At 57.2% G+C, this 6,475-nt stretch carries 4 protein-coding genes and 1 pseudogene; all 5 read left to right on the top strand.

Annotated features, from left to right (window positions below):
• The first annotated feature begins 157 nt into the window (after positions 1-157).
• The 5 genes and pseudogenes from Q7U76_03075 to sucC all read left to right on the top strand — a co-directional run bounded on the left by Q7U76_03075 (position 158) and on the right by sucC (position 6,420).
• Positions 158-295, top strand: a pseudogene (locus Q7U76_03075) (cysteine synthase A).
• Between the two features lie 163 nt (positions 296-458).
• Positions 459-2,690, top strand: a complete 2,232-nt coding sequence (locus tag Q7U76_03070) for an NADP-dependent isocitrate dehydrogenase (protein MDO8355356.1) — start codon at positions 459-461, stop codon at positions 2,688-2,690.
• An 87-nt stretch (positions 2,691-2,777) separates the two neighbouring features.
• Entirely contained in the window at positions 2,778-3,488 is a 711-nt protein-coding gene (locus Q7U76_03065; protein MDO8355355.1) for a 2Fe-2S iron-sulfur cluster-binding protein, read from the top strand.
• Positions 3,489-3,574: 86 nt separating this feature from the next.
• The gene (locus Q7U76_03060) at positions 3,575-5,155 is read left to right on the top strand and encodes an FAD-binding protein (protein MDO8355354.1); all 1,581 of its coding nucleotides are present in this window, start codon (positions 3,575-3,577) and stop codon (positions 5,153-5,155) included.
• Positions 5,156-5,241: 86 nt separating this feature from the next.
• Positions 5,242-6,420 (top strand): ADP-forming succinate--CoA ligase subunit beta, encoded by a 1,179-nt coding sequence (gene sucC, locus Q7U76_03055; protein ID MDO8355353.1) that lies wholly within the window; start codon positions 5,242-5,244, stop codon positions 6,418-6,420.
• The last annotated feature ends 55 nt before the right edge of the window (positions 6,421-6,475 follow it).

The raw sequence follows: 6,475 nt of genomic DNA, 5'->3' as shown, positions 1-6,475 counted from the left end.
TTGAAACGAATGGACTGTCGCCGCGCGCGGCCATTTTTCCCCCTGGCGAATATCGACAGAGAATCTTCCTGCTTGGGCCACGCGAGCAAGTCCCCTGCATTGGCAGTAACCTTGATTATCAGCCACGGTCAACCGCATACAGCCAGGGAGTTCAAACATGAAAATCGCCGACAGCATCGACCAACTGATCGGCAATACGCCGCTGGTCAAGCTCAATCGCATGAACGCAGGTATCGACGCCGCGATTGTGCTGAAGCTCGAATTCTTCAATCCCGCCCACGGCGTCAAGGATCGTAGTCATCATCCCCTCCTTCGGCGAACGCTACCTGTCGACCGTTCTCTACCGGCACCTGAAAGTTTGAAAGCAGGAAGTACTTGAATTTGCCGGAAGGACTCATAATGCTGCTGATGGGCTCATAAAGAGATATTTTCAACACACGAAAAACATGGGGGAACGAATGGCTGCAGGCAAATCCAGGATCATCTACACGCTCACCGACGAGGCACCGCTTCTGGCGACGTATGCGTTTCTGCCCATCATCAAGACCTTCGCCGCGCCGGCTGGCGTTGATGTGGTCGGCTGCGACATCTCGGTCGCGGCTAGAGTCCTGGCAGAGCTTTCCGATTACCTGACCGACGCGCAAAAGGTCCCCAACACTCTGGCCGAACTGGGGCGACTGACCCAGGATCCCGACACCAACATCATCAAGCTGCCCAACGTCAGTGCCTCGGTGCCGCAACTGGTCGCGGCCGTCAAGGAACTGCAGGCGCGCGGCTACAGGATTCCCGATTACCCCGAGGACCCGAAGACCGACGAAGAGAAGGCGATCTGGGCGCGTTACGCCAGGTGCATCGGCAGCTCGGTGAACCCGGTCCTGCGCGAAGGCAACTCCGACCGCCGCGCGCCGCTCTCTGTGAAGGCCCATACCAGGAAGCATCCCCATAAGATGGGCGCCTGGAGTGCGGACTCCAAGACCCATGTGAGCCATATGAAGGGCGGAGATTTTTTCTCCAATGAACAGTCGATGACGACGACTGCGGCGACTGATGCCAAGATCGAGTTTGTCGGCCAGGATGGCAAGACCACGGTGCTCAAGCCGAAAGTGGCGCTGCAGGCTGGGGAAGTCATCGATGCGACGTTCATGAGCGTCCGTGCGCTACGGACGTTCATTGAAGAGCAGATCGAAGATGCCAAGAAGCGGGGGGTCTTGTTCTCCATCCACCTGAAGGCCACCATGATGAAGATCTCGGATCCGAAGATCTTCGGTCATGCCGTGACGGTGTTCTATAAAGACGTCTTTGAAAAGCATGGCGAGACCCTGAAGAAGCTGGGTGTGGATCCGGACAACGGGCTTGGCGATCTCTACTCGAAGATTAAGGGACTGCCGGACGATCAGCGCAAGGCGATCGAAGCTGACGTGCAGGCGGTCTACCAGAAGCGGCCCCCCATGGCGATGGTGAATTCCGACAAGGGGATTACCAACCTGCATGTGCCCAGCGACATCATCATCGATGCCTCCATGCCGCCGGTCATTCGCGACAGCGGCAAGATGTGGGGCCCTGACGGTAAGGCGGCGGACGCTAAATGTGTGATTCCGGATGCCAGCTATGCGTCGGTCTATCATGAAGTGATCGAGTTTTGTAAGAAGCATGGCGCCCTCGATCCGAAGACGATGGGCAGCGTGCCCAACGTCGGTCTTATGGCTCAGGCGGCCGAAGAATACGGTTCGCACGACAAGACGTTCAAGGCCCCTGGCAACGGTACGATCCGTGTGGTCGATGCCGCAGGCAAGACGCTCCTCGAGCATAAAGTAGAAGATGGCGATATCTGGCGCATGTGCCAGGTGAAGGATGCGCCGATTCGGGACTGGGTGAAGTTGGCGGTGACTCGTGCGAGAGCGACTGGAGCCCCGGCGATTTTCTGGCTGGATAAGGCCCGCGCGCACGATACGCAATTGATTGCGAAGGTGAATCAGTATTTGAAAGATCACGATACGACCGGCCTCGACATTCAGATCATGACTCCGGCCAATGCCACCAAGCTGTCCTTGGAGCGGATCAAGGAAGGTAAGGACACGATTTCCGTCACGGGGAACGTGTTGCGCGATTATCTGACGGACCTGTTCCCGATTCTTGAAATTGGAACGAGCGCCAAGATGTTGTCGATCGTTCCTCTGTTGAACGGCGGAGGGCTCTTCGAGACCGGCGCAGGCGGCTCGGCGCCGAAGCATGTGCAGCAGTTCCAGGAAGAGGGCTATTTGCGATGGGATTCGCTCGGTGAATTCCTCGCGCTGGCTGCGTCGTTGGAGCATTTGGCCAAAGTGGCCAATAATCCAGCCGCAAAAATGTTGGCGGATACGCTGGATCAAGCTAACGCCAAGTTCCTGGAGAGCAACAAGTCACCTGCGCGCAAGGTCGGCGAGATTGATAACCGTGGCAGCCATTTCTACCTAGCCCTGTATTGGGCACAGGCATTGGCTCAACAGACGCAGGACAAGAATCTGCAAGCGCGCTTTGTGAAGATTGCGAAGGAAATGGCGGACAACGAAGCCAAAATTTCCGGTGAATTGCTCTCGGCACAAGGCAAGCCGGTCGATGTCGGCGGGTACTATCATCCCAACGATGCGAAGGCGGCAAAGGCGATGCGACCGAGCGCGACGTTGAATGCCATCGTGGATGCGATTGCATAGAAGAATGGTCGCGTGGCTAGAGGCGAGGGGGCGAAACCTTAGTCTTCTAGCCACTAGCCCCGTGCCTCTGGCCCTTTAAGGAATTCCATGGCACAAGAAGACAGCAACGTTATCGATCAGCCGGAAGTCACCCGGCACAAGATGGTCACGGTCGAGATCGCCGGCAAGAAGTACGACGTGCCGGAGGGGATCACGATCATCAAGGCCCTCTGGTACTCGGGCCAGGAAGTCGTCCGCGGGGCCGGCTGTCTCGGTGGGTTCTGCGGCGCCTGCGCAGCCTACTATCGGACCAAGGACGATCCGAAAGTGCGAACCTGCCTGGCCTGCCAAATGGCGGTTCAGGATGGGATGTCGATCACGATGATGCCGCCGTTTCCAGCCCGCAAGGCGACGTACGATATTCAGACGCTCAAAGATCCGAAACAAGACCTCTTCAATCTCTATCCCGAAGCGCCGCTCTGCCGGAACTGCAACGCCTGCACTGAAGCCTGCCCGCAGAAGATCGACGTGCGGGAGGGAGTCTGGAAAGCGGTCTTCGGCGATTTCAAAAGTGTGTCCGAGATGTTTATGGATTGCGTGATGTGCGGCATGTGTACGCCAGTCTGTATCGCGGACATCGCCCCTAATCTGGTGGCCCTGTACGTGAGCCGAGCGCAGGGGGCTCATTTCACCGAGAAGCCTGTGGGGCTGGATACGCGCATCAAGGAAATTCAGGACGGCCGTTTTACGGATGAATGGGCCAAGATCCTCAAGATGACTGAGAAAGAACTGGCCGATCACTGCGCGACGGTCAAGTAGCCTAACGAGCCATCAGTCGTCAGCTCTCAGCTTCTGAAGATGAGGCAAAAGCTGAATGCTGGTCGCTGAACGCTGAAAGCACATTCATGGACATTCATGCCCTTCAACAGATCGTACATCAGACGCGGGATGCTCGACGAAAGCAGACCCTGCCTAAGCTCTCACCGGCCGATCGCGATCAACTGATCCATAAGTATCATCCGGACTTTCGGGCAAGTGCTTTTCGTCCGATCCGTTTCGGTCCCAATGTGGGGGACAAGACGGCTATTGAGCTGGCGACATTGCTGGAGGGTGATAGCTCTATTGCCGACGGATTCGATCTGACGCCCCACTACACGACCGATGTGTTGGTGGTGGGCGGTGGTGGAGCCGGTTGTGCCGCAGCACTTCATGCGCATGCAGCCGGTGCCAAGGTCATGCTGGCGACGAAGCTTCGACTCGGCGACTCCAATAGCGTCATGGCCCAAGGGGGCATGCAGATTTCGGTGGCGCCGGAAGACTCGCCCGTGACGCATTTCGTGGATACGCTGAAGGGCGGCCACATGCAGAACGACCATCAGCTGCTCAAGGTGATGGTCGAAGAAGGCCCGTCGATTGCGAAATGGCTCTTGAGCCTGGGCGTGTTGTTCGATCGTGACGGAGACGGGAATCTCCACGTGAAGAAGGGCGGCGGAAGCTCGAAGCCCCGCCTCCTCACCTGTTCAGACTACACCGGTCTTGAAATTATGCGGGTGCTCAAGGACGAGGTCCTGAATCAGAAAATTCAGTTACTCGAGTTCTGTGCCGCGGTCGAGTTGACGAGTGATGCCAATGGCCATTGCACCGGCGCCATTTTTAAAGACCTCGACAACCAGCGCCACGTCGTCGTTGCAGCCAAGTCTGTCATTCTGGCGACGGGCGGGATCGGCCGGCTCCATATTCAGGGGTTCCCGACCAGCAATCACTACGGTGCGACAGGCGACGGACTCTGCTTATCCTATCGGCTTGGCGCGAAACTCATGCATGTCGATACGTTTCAGTATCACCCCTCAGGCGCCGTCTATCCCGAACAGCTCATTGGGGCGTTGGTGACAGAAGGCATCCGGTCCGAAGGCGGACATTTGGTCAATGCGAAGGGTGAACGGTTCGTCAATGAACTGGATACCCGCGATGTCGTCTCGGCGTCGATTATTCGGGAATGCGAAGAGGGTCGTGGCATTCGAACCATGTCCGGGAGAATCGGAGTCTGGCTCGACACACCGCTGCTCGATGCCGCAAGTGGTCCCGGTACGATGGAGAAGCATTTCCCCGCGATGATGCTGCAGTTCGAACGATTCGGTATCGATATCAGCAAAGATCCCGTGCTGATCTATCCCACGTTGCATTATCAGAACGGCGGGGTGAAGATCGACACGAATTCAGAGACCGATGTGAAGAATCTCTTCGTGGCGGGAGAAGCATCCGGCGGATTGCATGGACGCAATCGATTGATGGGAAACTCTCTGCTCGACTTAATGGTCTTTGGAAAACGATCGGGGTTAACAGCCGCTGCTCGTGCGGCTGCCATGCCACAGGGGAAATTGACGGTCGAGCATCTGAAAGGCTTCCGCGCCGAAGCGAAGAAGCATGGCAATGCGAGCGGAGTCGTCTCGCCCATGATCCTGCCGGCATACACAAGGAAAGAATAAGGCTAGCGGCTTGAGGCCAGAGGCAAAGGGTGAGAGGAACTCTCGCCCTAGCCCTGTGCCATTCGCCCACGACTGAAGGGAGCAAGATGGACGTTCATGAGTTCCAGGCCAAGCAATTGTTCGGGCAATTCGGGGTTACGGTTCCGCGCGGGAAAGAGATCACCTCGCCTGAGGCGGGCGCAGCATGGGTGGCCGAGCTTAATACTCCGGTGTTTGTCGTCAAGGCGCAGATCCATGCAGGCGGTCGTGGCAAAGCCGGCGGCGTGAAGATTACGAAGGATAAGGCTGCTGTTCCAGGCTTGGTCAAGGAGCTCATTGGCAAGACGCTCGTCACCCACCAAACCGGTCCTAAGGGGCGGGAAGTGCGGCGATTGCTGATCGAAGAAGGCGCGGCGATTGCCAAGGAATTGTATGTGAGCATCGTTGTCGATCGGGATAGTGGATGGCCTGTGTTTATCGCGAGTACAGAAGGCGGGATGGAGATCGAAGAAGTTGCCGCTCATACGCCGGAAAAGATCATTCGCGAAGCGATCGACCCGGCAGTCGGGTTCCAGGGCTACAACGGGCGGAACATTGCGTTTGCGCTCGGGCTTCCCGCTATGGAGCCAGCCGTGGTGAATCCCTTCATCCAGATGCTGGGGAATCTCTATCGGATGTTTATGGAGAAGAATGCGGCGATGGTGGAGATCAATCCGTTGGTCATCACCAGTGACAAGAAACTCATCGCGCTGGATGGCAAGGTGTCGTTCGACGATAGTGCGTTATTTCGGCATGCCGATGTGCAGCAGATGCGCGACCTCCATGAAGAAGATCCGCTGGAAGTCGAAGCGGGAGAAAATAATCTGAACTACGTGAAGCTGGACGGCAACATCGGGTGCATGGTGAATGGCGCGGGCTTGGCCATGGCGACGATGGACGTGATCAAGCTGGCCGGCAGCGAACCGGCGAACTTCCTGGATGTCGGCGGCGGCGCAACCAAGGAAACTGTGGCGGCGGGATTCCGGATCCTGCTCAAGGACCCGAACGTCAAGGGCATCTTCATCAACATCTTCGGCGGGATCGTGCGTTGTGAGCGGATCGCCAACGGAGTGATCGAAGCGGCAAAAGAAGTGAAGATTACGGTGCCATTAGTCGTCCGGCTCCAAGGGACGAATGCGGAAGAAGGCCGTAAGTTGCTGGCCGAGTCCGGCCTCAAGGTGGAGGTGGCGGACGATTTGTGGGAAGCGGCGCAAAAAATTGTGAAGCTGACAGGAAAAGCGGCGTGATGAGTGGGGAGCGACAGGGTTAGGCCCTTTTGCTCCCGGAGCGCGCACGATCAGA

Source organism: Nitrospirota bacterium, from assembly GCA_030645475.1.
Lineage (GTDB): Bacteria > Nitrospirota > Nitrospiria > Nitrospirales > Nitrospiraceae > Palsa-1315.
This window is presented reverse-complemented; position numbering and strand designations above follow the sequence as displayed.

What these genes read in the sequence shown, in the direction of transcription:
- Q7U76_03070 (MDO8355356.1), top strand. Translation starts at nt 459, where the DNA reads ATGGCTGCAGGCAAATCCAGGATCATCTACACGCTCACCGACGAGGCA.
- Q7U76_03065 (MDO8355355.1), top strand. Translation starts at nt 2,778, where the DNA reads ATGGCACAAGAAGACAGCAACGTTATCGATCAGCCGGAAGTCACCCGG.
- Q7U76_03060 (MDO8355354.1), top strand. Translation starts at nt 3,575, where the DNA reads ATGGACATTCATGCCCTTCAACAGATCGTACATCAGACGCGGGATGCT.
- sucC (MDO8355353.1), top strand. Translation starts at nt 5,242, where the DNA reads ATGGACGTTCATGAGTTCCAGGCCAAGCAATTGTTCGGGCAATTCGGG.